This window comes from Brucella tritici (assembly GCF_008932295.1).
Taxonomy (GTDB): Bacteria; Pseudomonadota; Alphaproteobacteria; order Rhizobiales; family Rhizobiaceae; genus Brucella; species Brucella tritici.
In genome coordinates this window covers 1-19,510 of the sequence record NZ_WBWA01000042.1, presented here as the reverse complement: position 1 = coordinate 19,510, position 19,510 = coordinate 1, and the positions used below count along the sequence as shown (strand labels likewise).

Here is a 19,510-nt window from a genome sequence, read left to right as displayed (position 1 = left end):
TGTTTTCCCTGGGCGGCACGCTGCACGAGCTGGAAGCGGCCGATGTGTCGGGGCTGGAGACAGCCAAAGAAAACGCCCGCGAATACGCGCAAGCCGTCATCAACGCCATTAGGGGAGGGACCGCAGCATGACCGGCGACGACAAGAAACGCGCGACGCTCGACTTTGGCGATGAACTCAACACGCCGCCAGTGCCGCCCGTCGATCCGAACGCGGTCAAAGCGGCCGCACGCGCTGCGGGCTTCCGCGAAACTCCGAAAGCCGCCGAGCTATTCCCGTCTTCTCCTGGGCGACCCCAGCGCCGCACGCGGCGCAAGACAGGCCGCACGGAGCAGTTCGCAACCCGGCTACGGGCCGACACTATCGAGGCGATCTATGCCTATGCGGACCGCCACGAGATCACGCTTGCCGAGACGATCGAACGAGCAATGAGCGCACTTGGCGAAGGCGAGCAGTAACGGTTTCGCTTGTTCGTTTATACAAACTTTGATATAAAGGGTTCATGGCTGACATGAAGCGGCTCGAATTTCTTGGGGATTCCCTTGAGCAGTTGCGGGAGTTTCCCGAGACGGCGCGGAAAGAGGCCGGTGTCCAGCTTCACAAGGTTCAGCAGGGTTTTGAACCGAGCGACTGGAAGCCGATGGCGAGTGTAGGGCAGGGGGTGCGGGAAATCCGCATCCGTGACGAGGCCGGAGCCTTCCGGGTGCTCTACATCGCCAAGATAGAGGATGCCGTCTATGTGCTGCACGCCTTTCAGAAGAAGACGCAGCAGACGGCGAAACGAGATTTGGACCTAGCCGCGACCCGGTTGCGGCAAATCTAGCGGAGGCGTGACAATGGAACGTCAGAGCTTTGCGAATGTATGGGATGCACTGGAAGATACGCCGGCCGAGGCCGCGAACATGACCATGCGTTCCAATCTGTTGATTGCCGTTGAGCAGCGGGTACGGAGTTGGGGCGTCACCCAGGCCGAAGCGGCACGGCGTCTCGGGATCACGCAGCCCCGGCTTAACGACCTGCTGCGCGGCCGGATCACGAATTTCAGCCTCGATACGCTGATTAATCTTGCCACCCAGGCCGGGCTTGCGGTGAGGCTCGATATTGCCGAGGCCGCATAGGCGCAACCCCGCGACCGGCCCGGAGGCGAACGCGCCCCCACGTCGCGCTGTAGTGAGCCGGAGGGCCGCCAGTGACAAAGCCCCGGTGCGTCAGCGCCGGGACCGCTTTTCCCATCTGGCCGGCTCGGGCAGGGGGGCTTTGCGCTTCTCGCGCAGCAGGGCTTTCATTTCCTCGCCCGAAATACCTGGCCGTGGATCATCGGCGGCCGGCTGTATGCTGCGCTTGAGCAGTTCCCGGCGCAGATCGGCATGGGGTTCCAGCTCCTTATGCTCGCCCAAGGTCACGAACACGGCTTCGGACGGATCGAGGAATTGCCCGCGCTCGATCCTGTCGAGCAGCCATAGCGCCAGCGACGGCGGCAAATAGGCTTCAAACCGCAAGCCGCCCTTGGCGGCCTGGTCGCGGAGTTGCTTGGCTTGTTCGACGGCATGAGCCTTGTCGGTGGGATCGGGCCATTCGGGTGCGTCAGTATCGGTCATGGTTTCATCCTTCATGCCTGGTCGAACAGCCCTTTGAACTCTGCATCGGCGTAATAGGCGAGCTTGCCGGCAACGATCGGCCGTTGCCCGGCCAGGAACAGCAATTCGAGATTCTGCGGCAGGTTGCGGACCTCATCCGGGGTCAGCAGCGGGCGGGCGGTGTGTTGCTCGCCGTAGGAAATGCCGGATTTATCGGAATCGAGCGCCCGGCTCATGGTCTGGAACACAACGGTTTCCTGCCCAAGGAGATCGGAGACAAGTCGGGCGCTGTCGTGATCGTTGACGCCGAAGACCTGTAGGACGCCGGCGTTTGACAGGAAGGTGCCGGCGCGCTGGCCGTAAGTGGCGCGGAGCTGGTGAACGTCCTGCAGGATCGGCCAGAGCTGGACGCCGTAGCCGGCCATGAGGCCCATTGCGCGCTCGATGGGGGCCAGGTGCCCGAGGGCGGCGAACTCGTCCAGCAGATAGAGAACCGGAACGGCGGGCTTGCCGGGATCGCGGGCCATGTCGGTGAGGCTTTGCGCGACGAGCAGGCGCAGCCAGCGTGAATAGGTCGAAAGGCGATCGGGCGGCAGGACGAGGAAAACGGAGACGCTGCGGCGCTTGAGATCGGCAAAGCGGAAATCGGAGCGGCCGAGTACGGCTGTCATGCGGGGCGAATCGAGGAAATGGGTATGGCGCTGTGTGGCCGACAGGACGCCGGCGGCTTCCCGGTCGGATTTTCCGAGATGACGATTTGCGGCGCGGGCGACCAGGCCGGCCGCTTCGGGTGACGCCTGCATTTCCTTCAGGAGTGCGGCGAAGATTTCCGGGGCGAGAGTGAGGCTTTCGCGCAGGGTGGCGAGGTTTCGGCGCTCACGCGGCTCCTGGGCGACGATATGGAGGATCAGGCCGCCAATCAGCGCCTTGGCTTCCTCGTTCCAATGGGCCTCCCCGGCCATGCCCGGCTCATCGAACACGAGAGCGTCGGCCAGGGTGCTTGCATCTTCCGCGACATCGAGGCCGGCCGGGTCGAGCTGGTCGAGTGGATTGAAGGCGGCCGAAGGCAGGCCGGTGACGCCGAAGGGGTCGAGAATATGGACCGGTCCGAACTTCTGGCGGGCGCGGCCGGCGATCCTGGCATTCTCACCTTTGGGATCGATGCAGATCATGGAGCGGTCGGCGGTCAGCAGATTCGGGATGATGGTTCCCACGCCCTTGCCGGTTCTGGTCGGTGCCATCGTCAGCAGATGGGCCGGGCCGTCATAGCGCAGCAGCCTTTTCGTCTTGGCGTCACGGCCGATCAGCAGGCCGGTATCGGCGCGGGTGAGGGGGGCGACTTCCTTATTCGTGGCGAAGCGGGCCGAGCCGTGGGTTTCGCCTTCCATGTCCCCGAAATGGATAATCAGCGGGTTGGTGATGAAGCGGAAGGCGATCGCAGCCAGCACCAGGAGCGTGACCAGATCGAGCGCGATAAAGGGAACACTACCGGGACCGAAGCCCCATTGTTCAAGAAAGAACCGGCCGCCAAAGCCGATCACGAACAGCGCGACGATAAGGATAAACAGGACGACCAGCAGCGTTTGCCAGATACGGAAGGGCAGGGCGATCAGCGCGACGAACGCCCATAGCGGATCGCGGGTAGCAGCGCGCAGCATGTTCTTGAATGCGGCCCAGGCAAGCGTTGCCCGATTCACGATCCAGTCTCCCTGGTGCTCCCCGCCGTTTGTCCGGTTGTCGTCGCGCCGATCAGGTCGGCAAAGAGTTCCTTGTCCCCGTCGCGCGTCAGGAAGCCGGGCAGCTCGCGGCGCAACCAGTCGCCCAGGTTCCGCGAAAAGTCGTCCTTTCCGCCTTCGAGGCGATGCAGGACGAGCGCACCGAGCAGAACCTTGCGGCGGGTATCGTTAGCACGCTCCTGTTTGCCAAGCCGTGCTTTCAGGCTGGCGCGTTGCGCATCCAGTTGAGCTAGACGTTCTTCGATGGATTTGCGCGCCATGTCACATTCTCCCTTTCCGGTTGCTAGCCAAGACTATCATCCCCGGCCGTCTTTTCCAGTGTTCGCCTGTTGCGCTTGAATTTTTGGCGGTTTTGCCGCACAATTCTGGTCTCAGTTCCTCTGCATCGACTGTTCCGCAAGCACCACACCGAGCGACGAACGAACGAAGTGATTGAGTTGATAAGGGCGCACTTACGACTTGCTTCGCAAGTCAGTTGCGCCGATCGCGGATCGGAGAAGGGCAGGCGGCATTTGGCGATCTATCATGCGAGCATGAAGCCGATATCGCGAAGCAGCGGCAGAAGTGCCGTTGCCTCTGCTGCCTATCGCGCCGGTGAGCGCCTGACGAACGAACGCGATGGCCTCACTCATGACTTTTCCCGCAAGCAAGGTGTTGAGCACACTGAGATTGTGCTTCCCGATGGCGTGAATGCGGAATGGGCAAAGGACCGTCAGGCGCTTTGGAACGCTGCGGAGTTTGCCGAAAATCGGAAAGACGCGCGTGTCGCTCGTGAAATCGAGATCGGGCTACCGCACGAGCTGACAGCCGAACAGCGGCTTGAGTTGACGCGGGCGTTCGCCCAGGATTTGGCGAACCGTTATGGCGGGGCGGTCGATTTCGCGATCCATACGCCGCATTCGGCAAGTGACGTTCGGAACCATCATGCACACCTTTTGATGACGACGCGGCAGGTCACAGAGGAAGGGCTTGGCGAGAAAACGCATATCGAGTGGAAGAATGTGCGCCTGCTGAAAGAGGGGTTGCCCACGACGCAAATGCAACTCCGCGATATCAGGCAGTCGTGGGAGCATCATGCGAACGAGCATCTGGCAATGGCTGGGCTTGATATCCGCGTTGACCATCGTTCGCATCAGGAACGCGGACTTGAGCTTGAGCCGACCGAGCATATGGGCGTGCATGCCACGCAGATGCAGCGGCGCGGGCTGGACGTGTCGCGCACCCGGCTTGATGCGGAGGCGGCGCAGCGGAATGCGGAGCTGATCCGGGAAAAGCCGGAGCAGGTTCTTTCTATCGTCACGAACGAAAGGAGCGTGTTCGATCGGCACGATATTGCGCGGACGTTGCATCGCTACATCAACGATGATCCGCAGAGTTTCCAGAACGCTTTTGCGACTGTCATGGCATCGCCTTCCCTGGTGGAGTTGCAGGGGGAGCGGTCGGACCCCGAGACAGGCGAGATCGAGCTTGCGCGATATTCGACCCGCGAAATGGTCGGGATCGAAAGCGCCATGGCCGACCGCGCGGAGGGCATGAAACATGCTCGGAGCCATGGCGTTGATCGGCATCATGTCGATCGAGCGATAGAAGAGCAGGATGCGGCCATTCGGGCAAGTGCTGGCGACGATTCTGCAAGGCTTTCGGACGAGCAGCGCCGCGCGATCGAGCATATCACCGGGCCAGAGCGGATCGCGGCGGTTGTCGGCTATGCCGGCGCAGGCAAAAGCACGATGCTCGCGGCGGCGCGCGAGGCATGGGAGGCGCAGGGTTATACGGTTCACGGCGCGGCCTTGTCGGGCAAGGCGGCCGAGGGGTTGGAGGAAAGTTCCGGCATCCAGAGCCGCACGCTCGCGTCGTACGAATATCGCTGGCAGTCGCGTGGCGACACCAATCCCGACCGCGGCCGACTTAACCGCGGCGACGTGTTCGTCATCGACGAGGCGGGTATGATCGGAAGCCGGCAGCTCTCCCGGTTCATCAACGAGGCCGAGCAGCGTGGGGCGAAGATCGTGCTCGTTGGTGATCATGAACAGCTCCAGGCGATCGGGGCCGGCGCACCGTTCCGCGCCATTGCCGAGCAAATCGGCCATGCCGAGCTTTCGGAGATTCGCCGGCAGCGCGTGGACTGGCAGCGGGAGGCGTCCGTTGACTTCGCCACGCACCGGACGGCCGAGGGCTTGGCCGCCTACCGGGATAATGGGAACATTTGGCTTAGCGAAACGCGGGACGAGGCGCGCGGCGAGATCGTGCGGGACTACCTTGCCGATCGCGACGAGCGGCCAGACGGCACGCGCGTTGCGATGGCGCATCGCCGGGCCGATGTTCGCGCCATCAACGACGCGATCAGATCGGCCCTGCAGGACAGCCATCGGCTGGGACGCGGCGAGGAAGGTGGAGAGCTGGCATTCCAGACCAATGACGGCAAGCGCGAGTTCGCGCCCGGCGACCGTATCGTGTTTCTGGAGAATGACCGCGATCTTGGCGTCAAGAACGGGATGCTTGGCACGGTCGAGTCCGTCGAGCCGGGTCGTTTGACCGCGCGGCTCGACGGCGCGGTGCGGTCTCGGGAGGATGCGCGCAGCGTCAGTATATCGACAAATGATTATCGCGCCATCGACCACGGTTATGCGACGACGATTCACAAGAACCAGGGCGCGACGGTGGACCGCGCCTTTGTGATGGCGTCGGGCACGATGGACCGGCATCTGACCTATGTCGCCATGACCCGGCATCGCGACGGCGCGCAGCTCTATGCGGCACAAGACGAGTTTGCCGATCGCAATGCGGGTCGCCTGGTCGAGCACGGGACCGCGCCCTATCAGCATGACCCGAAGAACCGCGACAGCTATTTCGTGACGCTGGAGAACGATCGCGGCCAGAAACATACGGTTTGGGGCGTCGATCTCGGTCGAGCGATGGCCGAGGCAAAGCCGGAGATCGGGGACAGGATCGGCCTTGAGCATCGCGGCTCGGAAACGGTGCGGCTTCCAGATGGCACCACAGCCGAGCGCAATGCGTGGAAGGTGCATGAAGGCGGCGAACTGGCCTACGCCCAACTTGAAAACCGGCTCAGCCGCTCGGGCGTGAAGGAAACGACGCTCGACTACACACGCGATTTTGCCGAGCGGCGCGGGATTGCGGAGCAGATGGGTGTCCGCAGCGAGATCGAGCTACGTCCGGACAGGGAGCCGACGCAGGAGCAAACCCGGGCCGAACGTCAGGCGCAGCGGCCAAGTATCGAGGCCGAAAAAGTGGGCGAGGATCCACGTCAAGTTTCTTCGCTTCCCAAGGATCTCGCACAGGATCGTATTCAGGACCATGGGGACGATCGCCAGCAGCGACCGCGCCGAGGCATGTTCGACGGCCTGAAACTCGGGCGCGGCGCGGCGGCAGAAGGGCCGCAGCAAGACCGCGCCGAGACGGCCCAAGAGCGGCCAGAGAGAGCCGAGACTCCCCGGCGCGGTATGTTCGACGGCCTCAAGCTCAATGCCGCCTCAACCGGTCAGGCGAAGCCGGAAAGAGGGGAGCGCGTGGGGGAGGCGTTGGCGCCCGATCGGCAGGCCGAGCGCTTGCGGCGACCGTCCGAGATGGAGCGTGCCATAGACCGCTATGCGCGCGCCTATGACGCGGCCGAGCGAAATCACCGCGAGGGCTTGCCTATCCTTGAGACGCAGAAGCAGGAGGTGCGTCTTGCGGGGCAGCAGCTCGACCAGGCGCGGCCGGGAGCGTCGGCGCTGATGGTGTCGGCCTTGCAGCATGATCCGGAGGCGCGGGCTGCCATGCAGGAGCTTTCCGGCCGCGAGCGTGTCGGGCAGCTCAGCGCCGGCATGGACCGGGAGCGCACCGCACTGGCGGACCCTAACGTCAGGGCCGAACGGTTTGTGCAGCGCTGGCAGGAGCTACAGGGCGAACGTCAGGAGCTTCGCGGCTGGAGACACGACGAGGCGCGCGGGCAGGTCGAAGGTCAAATGCGCGGCATGACAAAGAGCCTTGAGCGCGATCCGCAGGTTGAATCGATCCTGCGCAACCGGAGTCAGGACTTGGGTATCGGTCATGTGCGGCAGAGCGAAAGCCTTGCCCGCAACATGGAGCAGAGCCTTGCACGCGGCCGGAGCCAGAATCTCGGGATGGAACGATAGGAGACGCCATGGCGGACGAGAGCGAGGGTACGGAACGAGACGAGCAGGACGCAGGCAGCGACCCGGCCCAGGCTTTCGATGCGTTGCGGCGATCTGTCGAGAAGCTGACGCGCGACGTTGGCGGCGAGATGACCGTCATCCGCAAGGGGGTAGAAGCGGCGTTCGAGGAATTTGAGAAAATCCAGCAGCCGCCCGATTACGGCCCGGAGCTTGGCCGAATGGTCAAACAGGTCGCTGTCATCGGCCAGCACCTCGAAGCCTTGCAGAAATTGCCGGCGCTCAGGAATGGTCCCGATCATTACGCCCGCGCGCTCGAGAACGCCGGCGATCGGGTTTCGGAGAGCGCCGCTCGCACGATCGAAGCTCGAGGACAGGCCCTCGAGCGCGTGACGGGCGATCTTCGCGATTTCGTCAGGGCCGCCCGCCTTCGGCGGGAACAGGATTGGTGGCTTTGGGGCGGGGGCACGGTCGGCCTGGTCGCCGGCGTGCTGTTGACGTTGTTCCTTCCGCGCGTTCTGCCCGGATCGGTCGATATGGCCGTAGCCTCAACCGCCATGAACGCCGACCGCTGGAATGCGGGAATCTCGCTCATGCAGTCGGGAAGCCCAGGAGGCTGGCGCAACCTGGTCGAGGCCAGCAATCTTGTGCGCGCCAATCAGGAGGCACTTGCGGCGTGCGCCGAGGCGGCCGCCAAGGCGAAGAAAGAACAACGTTGCACGGTCACCGTGGCAGTGCCTTCCGGTCAGGAACGATAAAAGGATAAGGGTTTGAAAAGTTTAGATCACCTTCGAGCGTTTTTCGAAACACAGCAGGTCAAAATCTATTTCGGCGCGGTCGTTCTGGCCGCAATAGTCGCCTTGCTTGTTCCGGGGACGACAGCGCTAGAGAGCGCCGTCAATCCGGCGCTCGCATTGATGCTGTTCGTCACCTTTCTACAGGTTCCTCTTGCCGACCTTGGGCGAGCCTTCGCGCGCGTCCGGTTCCTTGCGGCGCTACTCGTTACAAATTTCGTGGTGGTGCCGATCTTCGTTGCCGGCCTTATTCAGTTTTTGCCGGCCGAACCGATGTTGCGGCTTGGCGTCCTGTTCGTGCTGCTTACGCCCTGCATCGACTACGTTGTGACGTTCTCGCACTTAGGCCGCGCCGACGCGCGGCTCCTTTTGGCGTCAACGCCGGCACTGCTCATCCTGCAAATGATGCTGTTGCCGGTCTATCTCGGGTTCTTTCTCGGGGCCGATGCGGCGAACCTCGTGCAAATGGGGCCGTTCGTGCATGCCTTTGTCTGGCTAATTGCGGTTCCCCTCATACTGGCTGCGCTCGTGCAGATATGGGCAAGCCGCAACCGAACGGGGGAGCGCGCCGCAACGGTCCTCGGGCTCTTGCCTGTCCCGGCCACCGCGCTCGTTCTGTTTGTCGTCATCGCAGCCGTGGTCCCGCAGCTCGGCCCGGCAATCGACGGCGCGCTGCGCGTGGTGCCGGTCTATATCGCCTTCGCGATCCTCGCGCCCTTGATCGGTTGGAGCGTCGGCCGGCTGTTCGGCCTTGAGGCAGCGGCAGGCCGCGCGATCGCGTTCAGCGCCGCCACCAGAAATTCGCTCGTAGTGTTGCCGCTCGCTTTCGCCGTGCCGGGTGCGGTGCCGATCCTGCCGGCGATCATCGTCACGCAAACACTGGTCGAGCTGATAAGCGAATTGATCTACATGCGGTTGATTCCGAAACTTGGCGCTCCGGAATCAAAGGTGCTAGCCGGTGATGACACCGGCTAGATTCGGGTGGTCACGGCCAAAAACCAATCTGGAAGTGCTTGCTCCAATACGGTTTGAACAACGCGATCCAAACCGGAAAGCGTCATCACGCCCGCCACGATAAGAAGCATGCCGAGGACCATCTTGAGCTTGGTGGCCGCGCCGAGCATCCGGCCTCGCCAACGCATCAGGCCCACCTGCGCGGCAATGGCCTCATACGTCAGACCGCTCTCCCGCAGGCCGATGACCTGCGGGCGGCGCTCCTCTTGCGCTGCTGCGGGCAGCTTGCGCATGTCGACATGTTTCATCCCGCCAAACTGGATCGAATGCCCTCGATTTCAAGATCACCCAAGCCGGATCAATAATGGACCGATGACAATAAGCCAGGGCCTGCACTACGGCGAAGGCGGCGAAGCTCCCCGCCACAAAGGAAATATCCCATCCTTTTTGTTCGGCAAGCCGCGTATGATGGAAGAATAATCCCGTCACGATGAACGGGCCTGCCCGCATTGCCGGGAAGGTCAGCAAAAGACGACGATCGCGCTACAGCGGTTTTGTGGATGAAATATCGTTTGACCTGTCCTTGCGGTTGCGAATGGCCTTGTCGCCTAAACGCGGCAGAAACAGCAGAGCGACTGCTACGCCGACGATGACGGCATTGATCATCCAGGCGGTGCGCCAGCCAAGATGCTCCATCATGGTCACGCCGGCGATCGGAAAGAGGCCCTGAGCGACAGACAGGCCGAGCGCGACAAGGAGCGCTGCCGTGCTAACGTGGTAAAGACCCGCCATCACCAGAAACGGAACAGCCGGCATAGCCGCTGTCACTAGGAATAGACGCGTCGCTTGCATGAGGGCCCTTGCCAAGTTGATCTGCGCCCTCTATATAGCCTTTCGACGATGAACGATAGAGATAAAATTCGATGTCCGCTAATGCCCGTTACGCCGACGAGCCCGACGACTCGCTCACCTTGGCTGTCCTCGCCAAAGCCCTCGGACATCCGGCCCGGATCGCCATCATCCGCATGCTGGAGGCTCGGCAGACCTGCGTGGGTTGTGACATCGTCGAAGAAATCGGATTGGCGCAGTCGACGACCTCCGAGCACCTGCGCATCTTGAAGGCGGCCGGGATCATCACCGGGGAGATCGAGCGCCCGAGGGTCTGCTACTCGCTCAACCCGATTGCGCTCGCACCGCTGAGACAGTTTCTCGACGTGGTCGCGGGCCCACGAGCCGCCAAATCCAAGTTCTAGCATTCCGACTTCAATTGACCTGGAGGGCGTCAAGCTCTGCCATAGTCATCGTCAATCGACGATAAACGTTTACCAAGAGGAGATAGCCATGCGTAGTCCCGAGATCAAGGTTTTCGACCCGGCCATGTGCTGCAGCACCGGCGTGTGCGGCGTCGATGTCGACCAGCAGTTGGTGACCTTTGCAGCCGATCTGGAGTGGGCCAGGCAGCAGGGGGCCAGGATCGAGCGGTTCAACCTGAGCCAACAGCCGATGGCCTTTGTCGACAACGCTGCTGTCAAGGGCTTCCTGGACCGTTCCGGGCAGGACGCGCTGCCCCTCGTTCTCGTCGATGACGAGGTTGCGCTGGCGGGGCGCTATCCGCAGCGCGCCGAGCTCGCGCGCTGGCTGGGGGTCGCTCCGGAAGCACCGGCCTCGGTCCCGCCCGCGCCCGGCAGTTGCGCTCCACGCACCGGCTGCTGCTGAAGGAGGACATCATGAAGTTTCTTAGCGACGCACCGAAGTTCATTTTTTTCACCGGCAAGGGCGGCGTCGGCAAGACCTCGCTGTCCTGCGCGACGGCGATCCACTTAGCCGAACAGGGCAAGCAGGTCCTGCTGGTCAGCACCGATCCGGCCTCCAACGTCGGTCAGGTGTTCGGCCGGACCATCGGCAACAAGATAACTGCAATCGACACCGTGCGTGGCCTATCGGCGCTCGAGATCGACCCGCAGGCGGCGGCGCAGCAATACCGCGACCGCGTGATCGAGCCGGTTCGCGCAGCACTCCCCGCTGATGTCATCAAGGGAATGGAAGAGCAACTGTCCGGGGCCTGTACCACGGAAATCGCTGCCTTCGACGAATTCACAGCGCTGCTGACGGATTCCGAACTGGTCGAACAATACGACCACATCGTGTTCGACACGGCGCCCTCGGGTCACACCATCCGCCTGCTGCAATTGCCGGGCGCCTGGAGCGGCTTCATCGACAAGAACCCGGACGGCGCCTCATGCCTGGGGCCGCTGACCGGCCTGGACAAGCAGAGGCAGCGTTACGCGGAGGCCGTGCAGGCATTGTCCGATCCTGCTCGCACGCGCCTGGTCCTGGTCGCGCGTGCTCAGAAGTCCACCCTGGACGAAGTCGCGCGCACGCATGCGGAATTGGCCGAAATCGGCCTGTCCAAGCAGCACCTGGTTATCAACGGCGTCTTGCCGGCAGTCGAAGCCGAGCACGACATGCTGGCGGCTGCCGTCTATCGTCGCGAGCAGGCAGCCATCGCCGAGATACCGGCTGCGTTGCGCCAGTTGCCGCTCGACCAGTTGCCGCTCAAGGCTTTCAACATGGTCGGCGTCGAGGCGCTGAGACGTCTTTTCAACGCTGCGGACGATGCGGGCGCGGTCGCCCCGGAAATCCGCGCAACTCCAGCGAATCTACCCAGCCTCGCTGTGCTTGTCGATGAACTGGCCGCTAATGGCCACGGCCTCATCATGATGATGGGAAAGGGCGGCGTCGGCAAAACCACACTGGCGGCGGCCGTGGCCGTCGGGCTGGCCAAGCGCGGCTTGCCCGTGCATCTGACCACTTCCGATCCGGCCGCGCATCTGTCGGACACGCTGGCTGGATCGCTGGATAATTTGGAGGTCAGCCGCATCGATCCGCGCGCTGAGACCGAGCGCTATCGGCAGCATGTTCTCGCCACCAAGGGCCAGGACCTCGACGCTGAGGGCCGCGCGATGCTGGAAGAGGATCTGCGCTCGCCCTGCACCGAGGAGATTGCGGTGTTCCAGGCGTTCTCGCGCATCATCCGCGAGGCCGACAAGAAATTCGTGGTGATGGACACCGCGCCGACCGGTCACACGCTGCTGCTGCTCGACGCCACGGGGGCCTATCACCGGGAGGTCGCCCGCCACATGGAGGGCAAGGCGCATTACACCACGCCGATGATGCAGTTGCAGGATCCGGCGCGCACCAAGGTCATGGTCGTGACGCTGGCCGAGACCACCCCGGTCCTGGAGGCCGCGCGCTTGCAGGACGATCTGCGTCGCGCCGGGATCGAGCCATGGGCCTGGGTGATCAACAACAGCCTGGCTGCTGGCGAGACCGAGGCGCCTTTGCTGAAGCAGCGCGCCGGTCACGAACTGGCGCAGATCGAGGCCGTGCGTACAGAGCACGCCAAGCGCGTCGCTTTGGTGCCGGTCCAAACCGAAGAGCCGGTCGGGGTCGAGCGCCTGCTGGCGTTGGCCGAGCAATAGGGAAGGCCAGTCATGTTCATCCGAGACCTGATGACCTCCGATCCCGTCGTCGTGCACCCCGAAACTCCGGTCGAAGACATCGCCGGGCTGCTCCTCGCCCACCGCATCAACGGCGTGCCGGTGGTGGACGAGAACCGCCGCCTGCTCGGCGTCGTCACCGCAGCGGATCTGATCCACCGCGCAGCTGACGAACGGCTGGAGCCACGCGAGTCGCTTTGGAAAGAAAACTTCTGGATTTCCTTTCTTGGTCCCGAGGGCGCCCAGCCCGGCAAGGCCGAAGGCCGCACCGCGGCCGAGGTGATGACGCACGAGGTGCACAGCGTTGCGCCGGATGATCACCCATTGGTGGCGGCACGGCTGATGGCGGACTACGGCCTGACTTCGCTGCCCGTGATCGAGGCCGGCATGGTGATTGGCGTGGTCTCGCGCATCGACCTTCTACGGCGTCTGCACGAACTCGAAAACCCGTTGAAAAGAGAGAACTGACGTGCTGGCTGCCCTGCTGATCTTCCTCGTTACCATCGTCCTTGTCATCTGGCAGCCGCGCGGCCTCGGCATCGGGTGGAGCGCGATTCTTGGCGCCGTTGTCGCCCTTGCTGCGGGTGTCGTGCATCTCAGCGATGTGCCCATTGTGTGGGACATCGTTTGGAATGCGACAGCCACTTTCATCGCTGTCATCATCATTAGCCTGCTCCTCGATGAGGCCGGGTTCTTCGAATGGGCAGCACTGCACGTCGCTCGGTGGGGCGGTGGCCGCGGCCGCTTGTTGTTTGCGCTCATCGTCTTGCTCGGCGCGGCAGTGGCAGCGTTGTTCGCCAACGACGGCGCCGCGCTGATCCTGACGCCCATTGTGATGGCAATGCTGCTGGCGCTGGGGTTCAGCGAGAAGGCAACACTCGCCTTCGTCATGGCCGCCGGTTTCATCGCCGATACGGCCAGTTTGCCGTTGGTGGTGTCCAATCTGGTGAACATCGTCTCGGCCGATTTCTTCAAGATCGGCTTCAACGAATACGCCATGATCATGGTCCCGGTAAACTTCGCCGCGGTCGCCGCTACCTTGGCGGTGCTGTTGCTTTATTTCCGGCGGAGCATACCCGCCCAATACGACTTGGCCCAGCTCAAACAACCGCGTGAGGCCATTCACGACCTGGCGACCTTCCGCGTCGGGTGGGTGGTGCTGGCACTGCTGCTGATCGGTTTTTTTGGTCTTGAACCACTAGGGGTGCCGGTCAGCGCCGTCGCGGCCGTCGGCGCGTTGTTGCTTCTCGGCGTGGCGGCACGCGGTCATGTCATCAGCACCCGCGAAGTGTTGCGTGAGGCACCATGGCAGATCGTGATCTTCTCGCTGGGCATGTATCTGGTGGTGTACGGCCTGCGCAACGCGGGTCTTACCGAGCAGATTGCCGCGCTCCTTGATGTTTTCGCCAAAGGTGGAGTGTGGGGAGCCGCGTTCGGTACCGGGATTCTCACGGCTCTTTTGTCCTCGGTCATGAACAACATGCCGACGGTGTTGGTCGGAGCGCTGTCCATCGATGCGTCAAGTTCAACCGGCGTGGTGAAGGAGGCCATGATCTACGCCAACGTGATCGGTAGTGACCTCGGCCCGAAGATCACGCCGATCGGCTCCCTGGCAACGCTGTTGTGGCTGCATGTATTGGCGCGCAAGGGCATGACCATCACTTGGGGTTACTACTTCAAGGTTGGTATCGTTCTGACCGTGCCGGTGCTTTTCGTCACGTTGGCTGCGCTGGCGATGAGACTCAGTGTTGTCTGAGATATCAGCCGAAGCGGGAGGTGCGCGAAACGAGACATCGGAGAGATACGAAATAAGCTATGGGCCACCACGTGCCGAACCACGGCAAGAACGGCCATGCGACGTTGCAGTGGTCGGCGGTGGGTAGGCCGGCCTCGGCAGGCACCAATCTCGTTCGCGGCGGAAGGTCAATACCTGCCGTCCGGTCATGATGTTCTTGGAGGTTTGTTATGCAGTTACTCATCATCGGCGGCAGCGATGCCGGCATTAGCGCGGCGCTACGCGCCCACGAACTCGAGCCGGGTGCTGAAGTCACGCTCGTGCTGGCGGACGACTATCCCAACTTCAGCATCTGCGGACTGCCTTATTATCTCAGCGGAGAAACGCCTGATTGGCGCCAACTCGCTCATCGCACCGAGTTTCCCGGAATACGGATCTTGCGCGGGCATACGGCACGGTCGATCGACGCGCGGGGGAAAGCGGTTTTGGTCGAGCACGCGGGAACGGAGCAGACGATCCGGTATGATCGCCTGATCGTGGCAACGGGGGCGGCGCCGATGCGTCCCGAGCTGCCTGGAAGCGAGTTGGACGGTGTGTTCCTGCTGCACACGATGAATGACAGCTTCGCGGTTCACAAGCACCTGACGGAGCGGGAGCCGCGGACCGCGGTGCTCATCGGCGCCGGTTACATCGGGCTCGAGATGGCCGACGCGCTCACCCAGCGAGGTCTTGAGGTAACTCTGCTCAGTCGCACCGAAACGGTGCTTCCGACGGTGGACCCGGCGCTTGGCGTCCTGGTCGGGGACGAGCTGCGGCGGCATGGCGTGCGTGTCCTGACCGGCCTCAGCGCCACTCGGATCGAACAACAGTCCGGGGACAGCACGAGCCCGCGCTTGTTGGTGACGGACTCAGCGGGCACCCAGCACCCCGCGGATATGGTGATCCTGGCGGTTGGTGTGCGGCCGGCGAGCGATTTGGCCCGCCGAGCGGGCGCAGAACTCGGGGTGCGCGGCGCCATCGCCGTCACGCACCGGATGCAAACAAGCCTGCCCGATGTGCTCGCCGCCGGCGACTGCGTGGAGACCTATCATCGCCTCCTCGACCAGCCGGTCTATATTTCGCTCGGGACCATCGCTCACAAGCAGGGTCGGATAGCCGGCGAGAATGCTCTGGGTGGCGACCGGGAGTTCGCCGGCGCGCTCGGCACCCAGAGTCTCAAAGTTTTCGACCTTGCGATCGCCCGAACGGGCCTCATGGATCACGAAGCGCGGAACGGTGGTTTCGATCCGCTGACCGTGCCAATGGAAGCAAACGACCACAAGGCATACTACCCGGGCGCGGTGACTCTCCACATCCGCATGACCGGCGATCGCCAGACCGGCCGGCTGCTCGGCGCACAGATTCTCGGTCACCGAAAGGCGGAGATCTCCAAGCGGATCGATATCGTTGCGGCGGCGCTTTTTCAGAATGCGAGCGTCGAGCAGCTCAACGACATGGACCTCAGCTATACGCCACCATTCAGCAGTCCGTGGGACCCGGTGCAGGTGGCTGCCCAGGCTTGGTCCGCCAGCCAGACGGCTTCCGGCAATAGGGGACAGTATCAAGGGACGGGGGAGCCACTCTCGTCAACGACGCGGGCTTCGCCTCATTGAGCCGAATGGCGAAGACGCCCGTCGGCGTTGCGCTTGGACTGGAGTTCGTCAACGATGGGGGGAGGAACCTCCAAAACTCGCCCCATCAAGCCGCCGACCGCCATGTCACACGAAAAGGTGCGCAAAGCGTTGAACGCTGTCATGAAGGAGTCCAATCGGAATGCTTACGGTGCACCAATCTGGTCAGATGGTTGCAGGGAGCTAGCTGGTTGCCAGGGGATAGGCGCTTGGAGAAGGCCACCCGCGGTGCGGGTCCGGTTGATCGTTGCCATATTGCGGCAAAATAATAAGAGATCAAGCCAGAAACCGAGCGGATCGGGCTTTTCTATTAGAGAGGCTGTTGTCGCAGAACTCCTAAGTTAAGCAGCACTTTGGCAGGAAAGTCTGAATCCCTTGTGTTTCAGAGCCTTAGCTGAAAGCACCACTGTCGCATATCTTTGTCGCAAGTGCTAAAATACCTGCAACATGATTTGCGACAGGGGGAGCCGTGATTAGCCAATCAGATTCCGACGCCGGCCGGGTGTTCATCGGCTATGCCCGCGTCTCGACGCGCGGCCAGGACCTCGACCAGCAGCGGGCCGCCCTTGGCGCGGCTGGCTGCATCCGCATCTTTGAGGAAAAGGCATCCGGGGCGAAGCGAGACCGGCCCGAGCTGGCGCGGGTGCTCGACCATCTGCGCGCCGGCGACGTGGTGACGATCACCCGGCTAGACCGCCTCGCCCGATCGACCGGCGACCTTCTGGCGATCGCGGAGCGGATTAAAGAGGCCGGCGCTGGCCTGCGCTCGCTGGCCGAGCCTTGGGCCGACACGACGACGCCGGCCGGCCGCATGGTGTTGACCGTGTTCGCCGGCATGGCCGAGTTCGAGCGGGCCTTGATCGTGGAGCGCACGAGCGCCGGCCGGATCGCGGCGAAGGCGCGGGGCGTTCGCTTCGGCCCCTCCCCTGCCCTCACGGTTGAGCAGATCGCGCACGCGCGCCAGCTCATCAATGAGGAAAAGAAGCCGGTTACAGAAGTTGCCCGGCTCCTGGGCGTGCATCGCGCAACCCTCTATCGGGCGCTTGAATCGACTTCAAATCGGGCTTGAAGCCTTGCCTGGATTGCACATCAGAGCATCCGACTTGCGCGATGTTTCTACACTTTGGAGATTCGGGGTTGCAGAATCGGGCAAATCTCCCATTACTGCTAAGCATGAAGCGCAATACAGAAAAGATTCGGAAGGATGTTGCCGCCCATCGGGCACGGCAGCTTGCGGCCGGTCGTATCGCGCTGACTACGTATGTTCCGACTGATCTTCTCGCGCAAATCGACAAGATCAAGGAACAGCGGGGCGAGCTTGGTCGCGCGCCGATTATCGAAGAAGCTTTGAGGTTTTATATCGAGAAAGCACCCGAGGGCATGAAATGAAAAACCCCTAGCCGTTAGCAGCGGCAAGGGGTTTTCGGATTTCGGAAACGGCTATGTTAGGACCGCCTGAACAGCCCCTAACATAGTCGAGAGTGAACCACCCGGCAAGAGTGAGTCTCGCCGGGAACGGGGAATCTTTGTCCGCCGTCCGCGCCGTCATGTCCTCCGAATGGAAGGACGAAGGACAGATGTTGAGGACGCAAATTGCGGCCGCGATTGGCTGCGCGCGTGCGAACGCGCTTGATGAAATCATGCGGGAGGTCTGGACGCGCTACAGCGCCGGCCAACTCTCCGAAGAAGACGCCGGCCAGCTTTCCACGCTCGCCCAGGAGCGCCGGGCCGCGTGGCGCGGATCGGGACAGGCTGCGCTTGGCCTGGTCCTGCCTCCTCCGGCCGATAAGTGCCCGACGCCGGTTCGCCGGCGCAGCTATTTCAAGGGGCGATCGGAGGGCCGTATCTGGCAGGCGACGACGCGCAAGGACGTGCAGGCGATCTTGAGGGCGGCCGAAATCTACAACGAGGTCGGTTTGCGCGAGAAGAAGGGCGAGCGCAGCGGCCCGTTAGGGTCGATTGCGCTCGACGTGCTGCGGCTGTTCGTTAATCTCATCGACTTCCGCACCGGCCGGCTAGAGCCGTCTATCAGCACAATCATGGACCGCCTGGGCCGCTCGCGCGATACGATCGTGCGGGCGCTGAAGAACCTGCGGGCGCATGGTTTCATCGACTGGCTGCGGCGCTACGAGCCGACCGGGAACGAGGGGCGCGGCCCCCAGGTGCAGCAGGCGAGCAACGCCTACCGCCTGTCCCTGCCGGAAAAGGCCCGGCAGTTCCTTGGCCGGTTCGGCAAGGCCCCTCCCCCGCCTGCGGATCATGGACAGGATCAGCAGGCATGGAGCGAGGCGATCGACGCCTACAAGAACGCTCTGCCCCTCGATGAGCGAACGCAGCTCGATGCCGGCGATAGCCCGCTTGGGCAGGCTCTTGTGAGGATGGCAAAGACCTTCATGAAACGTGAGTCCGATAACCAGACTGAATCCCCCTCTAATTCTATTCTCTATGTGAAAACATAGGCGGTCGCCGCTGTTCGGGCCGCTCACGCGGCCCTGCGGCGGTTCCGGACCGCGTAATAGGCGGTCCGGTCCGGCACCCTCAGAGCAAAATCCCTACCGCTTCGCCTGCGGCCAATGTCACATGGGCTTTCGAGAGGGAACAAGGGGCACGGCTGCGCCTAAAGTGATAGCTGTTTGCTAGCGGATAGCTATTTGCAATACGGTTGTAAGCGGCTGCTTAACAGCTTATAAATAGCATGCAGCTAACATGCTGCTGGTCATTAGATGCGCGGAGGGTGTATGGCGGTCATATCATTTGTTTCGAGCAAAGGCGGGGTTGGCAAAACGACTTCGGCCGTTGTCCTCGCCGGCGAGCTAGTCGCGGCGGGCCGCAAGGTCGCGTTGATCGACGCAGACCCCAACAGACCCCTTGTAGCCTGGTCGCAGCTTCGCCCGGTTCCGGAATCCCTGCGGCTCATAGTCGATGACTCGGCCGAAACAATCATAGACACGATCGAGGATGCCCGCGCCGAAGCCGATTTCGTCATAGTTGACCTAGAAGGGACCGCAACTGATCGCGTCGGCTTCGCCGTCGCCCGGTCAGATTTGGTTCTGATTCCGCTGCAAAGCTCGGTTCTCGATGCAGCCGAGGCCGCGAAATCGGTCAAGCTGGTGCGCCAAATGTGGAAGGTGGCGAACCGGGAAATTCCATATCGGGTGTTCTTTACCCGCGTGCCACCCGCGATCCGCGAGCGCACGGCGCGCGACATAGAGCGGCAGTTTACCGGCGCTGCGGTCCCGGTGCTGCCAGCGACTTTGATCGACCGGGCGGCCTATCGGACCTTGTTTTCCCTGGGCGGCACGCTGCACGAGCTGGAAGCGGCCGATGTGTCGGGGCTGGAGACAGCCAAAGAAAACGCCCGCGAATACGCGCAAGCCGTCATCAACGCCATTAGGGGAGGGACCGCAGC

21 protein-coding genes are annotated in these 19,510 nt (G+C 62.7%); 16 read left to right on the top strand and 5 right to left on the bottom strand.

Translation table 11 applies throughout. The features are described from left to right. Nucleotides 1-127 precede the first annotated feature (127 nt). From F9K91_RS24155 to F9K91_RS24145, 3 genes are read left to right on the top strand one after another with little or no spacing between them, the layout of a single operon-like run. A complete protein-coding gene (locus F9K91_RS24155; RefSeq protein ID WP_151654208.1) occupies nucleotides 128-457 on the top strand; it encodes a stability/partitioning determinant in 330 nt (109 codons plus the stop codon). A gap of 53 nt (nucleotides 458-510) precedes the next feature. After that, nucleotides 511-822, top strand: coding sequence for a type II toxin-antitoxin system RelE/ParE family toxin (locus tag F9K91_RS24150; protein ID WP_025031074.1), 312 nt, complete (start codon nucleotides 511-513; stop codon nucleotides 820-822). A gap of 13 nt (nucleotides 823-835) precedes the next feature. Continuing rightward, on the top strand, nucleotides 836-1,117 hold the full coding sequence (locus F9K91_RS24145; RefSeq protein WP_008878354.1) for a helix-turn-helix domain-containing protein: 282 nt from the start codon (nucleotides 836-838) through the stop codon (nucleotides 1,115-1,117). Nucleotides 1,118-1,207: 90 nt separating this feature from the next. Here the strand turns inward: F9K91_RS24145 and F9K91_RS24140 are convergent, their stop codons facing one another. The 3 genes from F9K91_RS24140 to F9K91_RS24130 are packed head-to-tail and all read right to left on the bottom strand — an operon-like array spanning nucleotide 1,208 to nucleotide 3,572. Then, nucleotides 1,208-1,597 (bottom strand): hypothetical protein, encoded by a 390-nt coding sequence (locus F9K91_RS24140; protein ID WP_151678947.1) that lies wholly within the window; start codon nucleotides 1,595-1,597, stop codon nucleotides 1,208-1,210. An 11-nt stretch (nucleotides 1,598-1,608) separates the two neighbouring features. Continuing rightward, entirely contained in the window at nucleotides 1,609-3,273 is a 1,665-nt protein-coding gene (locus F9K91_RS24135; protein ID WP_151678946.1) for a type IV secretory system conjugative DNA transfer family protein, read from the bottom strand. Then, a complete protein-coding gene (locus F9K91_RS24130) occupies nucleotides 3,270-3,572 on the bottom strand; it encodes a mobilization protein (RefSeq protein ID WP_151678945.1) in 303 nt (100 codons plus the stop codon). Before F9K91_RS24130 ends, F9K91_RS24135 begins: the two co-directional genes overlap by 4 nt. Nucleotides 3,573-3,824: 252 nt before the next feature. Between F9K91_RS24130 and traA the strand changes: the two genes are divergently transcribed. The 3 genes from traA to F9K91_RS24115 are packed head-to-tail and all read left to right on the top strand — an operon-like array spanning nucleotide 3,825 to nucleotide 9,217. After that, nucleotides 3,825-7,451, top strand: coding sequence for a Ti-type conjugative transfer relaxase TraA (traA, locus tag F9K91_RS24125; protein ID WP_151678944.1), 3,627 nt, complete (start codon nucleotides 3,825-3,827; stop codon nucleotides 7,449-7,451). An 8-nt stretch (nucleotides 7,452-7,459) separates the two neighbouring features. Then, nucleotides 7,460-8,206, top strand: coding sequence for a DUF6118 family protein (locus F9K91_RS24120; RefSeq protein ID WP_151678943.1), 747 nt, complete (start codon nucleotides 7,460-7,462; stop codon nucleotides 8,204-8,206). 12 nt (nucleotides 8,207-8,218) lie between these two features. Next, entirely contained in the window at nucleotides 8,219-9,217 is a 999-nt protein-coding gene (locus F9K91_RS24115) for an arsenic resistance protein (RefSeq protein WP_151678942.1), read from the top strand. Here F9K91_RS24115 and F9K91_RS26480 read toward each other — a convergent pair. Beyond that, nucleotides 9,214-9,504, bottom strand: coding sequence for a hypothetical protein (locus F9K91_RS26480; protein WP_235913429.1), 291 nt, complete (start codon nucleotides 9,502-9,504; stop codon nucleotides 9,214-9,216). The two genes, F9K91_RS24115 and F9K91_RS26480, sit on opposite strands and share 4 nt — an antisense overlap. Before the next feature lie 235 nt (nucleotides 9,505-9,739). Continuing rightward, nucleotides 9,740-10,048: a hypothetical protein gene (locus F9K91_RS24105; protein ID WP_151678941.1), complete on the bottom strand. Its 309-nt coding sequence runs from the start codon at nucleotides 10,046-10,048 to the stop codon at nucleotides 9,740-9,742. Between the two features lie 71 nt (nucleotides 10,049-10,119). On the opposite strand from F9K91_RS24105, the gene F9K91_RS24100 reads away from it, so the two are divergent. The 10 genes from F9K91_RS24100 to F9K91_RS24055 all read left to right on the top strand — a co-directional run. Continuing rightward, nucleotides 10,120-10,449 carry an ArsR/SmtB family transcription factor gene (locus F9K91_RS24100; RefSeq protein WP_151678940.1) on the top strand — a complete coding sequence of 110 codons (330 nt, stop codon included), beginning with the start codon at nucleotides 10,120-10,122 and terminating at the stop codon, nucleotides 10,447-10,449. A gap of 88 nt (nucleotides 10,450-10,537) precedes the next feature. Further along, a complete protein-coding gene (arsD, locus tag F9K91_RS24095; RefSeq protein ID WP_151678939.1) occupies nucleotides 10,538-10,912 on the top strand; it encodes an arsenite efflux transporter metallochaperone ArsD in 375 nt (124 codons plus the stop codon). 11 nt (nucleotides 10,913-10,923) lie between these two features. Next, a complete protein-coding gene (gene arsA / locus F9K91_RS24090; protein WP_151678938.1) occupies nucleotides 10,924-12,678 on the top strand; it encodes an arsenical pump-driving ATPase in 1,755 nt (584 codons plus the stop codon). A gap of 12 nt (nucleotides 12,679-12,690) precedes the next feature. Beyond that, nucleotides 12,691-13,164 carry a CBS domain-containing protein gene (locus F9K91_RS24085; RefSeq protein ID WP_151678937.1) on the top strand — a complete coding sequence of 158 codons (474 nt, stop codon included), beginning with the start codon at nucleotides 12,691-12,693 and terminating at the stop codon, nucleotides 13,162-13,164. Between the two features lie 4 nt (nucleotides 13,165-13,168). Next, nucleotides 13,169-14,452, top strand: a complete 1,284-nt coding sequence (locus F9K91_RS24080; protein WP_459562247.1) for an arsenic transporter — start codon at nucleotides 13,169-13,171, stop codon at nucleotides 14,450-14,452. A gap of 209 nt (nucleotides 14,453-14,661) precedes the next feature. Continuing rightward, nucleotides 14,662-16,083, top strand: coding sequence for an FAD-dependent oxidoreductase (locus tag F9K91_RS24075; protein ID WP_151678935.1), 1,422 nt, complete (start codon nucleotides 14,662-14,664; stop codon nucleotides 16,081-16,083). Nucleotides 16,084-16,603: 520 nt separating this feature from the next. After that, complete coding sequence (locus tag F9K91_RS24070) at nucleotides 16,604-17,170, top strand: recombinase family protein (RefSeq protein WP_151678949.1); 567 nt, start codon at nucleotides 16,604-16,606, stop codon at nucleotides 17,168-17,170. A gap of 104 nt (nucleotides 17,171-17,274) precedes the next feature. Next, nucleotides 17,275-17,490 (top strand): ribbon-helix-helix protein, CopG family, encoded by a 216-nt coding sequence (locus tag F9K91_RS24065; protein WP_147181830.1) that lies wholly within the window; start codon nucleotides 17,275-17,277, stop codon nucleotides 17,488-17,490. A gap of 137 nt (nucleotides 17,491-17,627) precedes the next feature. Beyond that, complete coding sequence (locus F9K91_RS24060) at nucleotides 17,628-18,560, top strand: helix-turn-helix domain-containing protein (protein ID WP_459562246.1); 933 nt, start codon at nucleotides 17,628-17,630, stop codon at nucleotides 18,558-18,560. 279 nt (nucleotides 18,561-18,839) lie between these two features. Then, nucleotides 18,840-19,510 (top strand): ParA family protein (locus tag F9K91_RS24055; RefSeq protein WP_151654210.1); only part of this gene is annotated, 671 nt, incomplete at its 3' end.

Excerpts from the sequence above, each read along its gene's own strand:
- F9K91_RS24155 (WP_151654208.1), top strand. The coding sequence starts at position 128 with ATGACCGGCGACGACAAGAAACGCGCGACGCTCGACTTTGGCGATGAA.
- F9K91_RS24150 (WP_025031074.1), top strand. The coding sequence starts at position 511 with ATGAAGCGGCTCGAATTTCTTGGGGATTCCCTTGAGCAGTTGCGGGAG.
- F9K91_RS24145 (WP_008878354.1), top strand. The coding sequence starts at position 836 with ATGGAACGTCAGAGCTTTGCGAATGTATGGGATGCACTGGAAGATACG.
- F9K91_RS24140 (WP_151678947.1), bottom strand. The coding sequence starts at position 1,597 with ATGACCGATACTGACGCACCCGAATGGCCCGATCCCACCGACAAGGCT.
- F9K91_RS24130 (WP_151678945.1), bottom strand. The coding sequence starts at position 3,572 with ATGGCGCGCAAATCCATCGAAGAACGTCTAGCTCAACTGGATGCGCAA.
- F9K91_RS24120 (WP_151678943.1), top strand. The coding sequence starts at position 7,460 with ATGGCGGACGAGAGCGAGGGTACGGAACGAGACGAGCAGGACGCAGGC.
- F9K91_RS26480 (WP_235913429.1), bottom strand. The coding sequence starts at position 9,504 with ATGAAACATGTCGACATGCGCAAGCTGCCCGCAGCAGCGCAAGAGGAG.
- F9K91_RS24105 (WP_151678941.1), bottom strand. The coding sequence starts at position 10,048 with ATGCAAGCGACGCGTCTATTCCTAGTGACAGCGGCTATGCCGGCTGTT.
- F9K91_RS24100 (WP_151678940.1), top strand. The coding sequence starts at position 10,120 with ATGTCCGCTAATGCCCGTTACGCCGACGAGCCCGACGACTCGCTCACC.
- arsD (WP_151678939.1), top strand. The coding sequence starts at position 10,538 with ATGCGTAGTCCCGAGATCAAGGTTTTCGACCCGGCCATGTGCTGCAGC.
- arsA (WP_151678938.1), top strand. The coding sequence starts at position 10,924 with ATGAAGTTTCTTAGCGACGCACCGAAGTTCATTTTTTTCACCGGCAAG.
- F9K91_RS24085 (WP_151678937.1), top strand. The coding sequence starts at position 12,691 with ATGTTCATCCGAGACCTGATGACCTCCGATCCCGTCGTCGTGCACCCC.
- F9K91_RS24075 (WP_151678935.1), top strand. The coding sequence starts at position 14,662 with ATGCAGTTACTCATCATCGGCGGCAGCGATGCCGGCATTAGCGCGGCG.
- F9K91_RS24065 (WP_147181830.1), top strand. The coding sequence starts at position 17,275 with ATGAAGCGCAATACAGAAAAGATTCGGAAGGATGTTGCCGCCCATCGG.